Source organism: Morganella sp. HMSC11D09 (genome assembly GCF_001807955.1).
Taxonomy (GTDB): domain Bacteria; phylum Pseudomonadota; class Gammaproteobacteria; order Enterobacterales; family Enterobacteriaceae; genus Morganella; species Morganella morganii.
This window is the reverse complement of sequence record NZ_KV791688.1, coordinates 17,502-19,026: the sequence shown is the minus strand read 5'-3', so window position 1 is coordinate 19,026 and position 1,525 is coordinate 17,502. Positions and strand designations below refer to the sequence as shown.

Here is a 1,525-nt window from a genome sequence, read left to right as displayed (position 1 = left end):
ATCGAATATCAGGTATATTCCTCCAGCATAGCTAATGTCACTGGATGTGAAATTCTGTTTGTGGATACGTGCGTTATAGTCATATATATTTTCAATTGGTTGGTTGTTTCCATATGCGCCAGCTACAACGATGGTATTCCTTTCTGCTGTCGCTATATTGCATGAAATCGACGGAATTTTATCCTGACCTAACGTTGATTTTAATACTGATACGTTAAATGCCCCATCTGTTCCTGACACTTTGCTTACAAGGCATTCTATATACCACCCTTTCTCGTTTGTAATAATTAACTTTGCCGGCACTGCGTTGTAGAAAAACGGTGATGACGCCGCTGCTATTCCGGGACCAGTCCCAAGAACACACTGTGGTGATCTCATGTGGAATTGTGTCAGAGTAACCGGCTGAGCCAATACCTCCCCCATACCTGACGGGGACGGAAACTTGCGAGAGTGCACAACTCTATAGCGTCGCTCTTCGTCCTGCCCCCACATTTGCTCAACAGACAAACCTATCGGAATAGGCTGAACTGTAATGCTATTAACATACGCTTCATATTGCGCATCATCGATGTCACGATGGAATGTGATAGTATGCCATCCGCGCCCGATCAACCTACCAATAAAACGGCTAACACCCTTAACATACCCAGCACCATAAGTGTCTGAACTTTTGACATTCCGATTTAACCCTCCTCCGAATGAAGTTACTTGATCTGCAGCCTGCTGATAATAAGGTTTAGCGTTGTTATTCCAGTTTTTCCCACTGGAATAATTGGTAATTATCTTACCTTCAAGCTTGCCGTAAATGTGTGCTGCTTCGGCATCTAAGTAAAAACTAAACGACATAAGAGATTTAGAACCTGCGGGCATGCCGCCAATAATTTTACTTCTGGTATAAGCGGAGTCGCTGCGTGACGTGCTGATATTGTTCATGGCATCGCACCAGCCAATGCTATCAGACATCATGCTCGGCCATATTAGTGTCTCATTGATTACTGGTCTATAAGTATCATTCAATCCACCAGCCATGAACATTGACGCTAGTTTTTCTCCGTGAATCGCGTACCCCATAGAATTAAAGTGAATGCTATCTGACTGGACTGACGCGGCGTGGCGATAAAGATTAACCTCATGACCATTGAAAACAGCACAACCATAAATAGAGGACATCATTCTCATACGTTTAGCCCAATACAGCCATGCTGGATTACCAGCCCCCTGCCCTCCGTGGGTCGGCATTTGAACGACAATGGCGCACCCCCAATCAATATATCTTCTGATTAATTTCTCCATATAATCCATGTAAACATCGATAGACCCCGCCGCCCCACTTCCTGAATCATTAATTCCAAACATAATAATTGCCACATCGCAATTAGGGTTAGTTTTCCACGCCTGATTATTGAAAGCCTGCATTGCCGTATATCCAGTAACCGCCCTCATAACAAATGGATTAACCTCACAGCCTGACTGTTCTTTAAGATATTCTGCAAACCTATATGGATAATTCATAGATGCCCTAGTT

1 protein-coding gene is annotated in these 1,525 nt (G+C 43.6%); it reads right to left on the bottom strand.

Annotated elements, in window-relative coordinates; translation table 11 throughout:
• Positions 1-1,512: SGNH/GDSL hydrolase family protein (locus HMPREF3119_RS09260; protein WP_168162285.1), on the bottom strand; the 1,512-nt coding region annotated here is incomplete at its 3' end.
• Between the last annotated feature and the right edge of the window lie 13 nt (positions 1,513-1,525).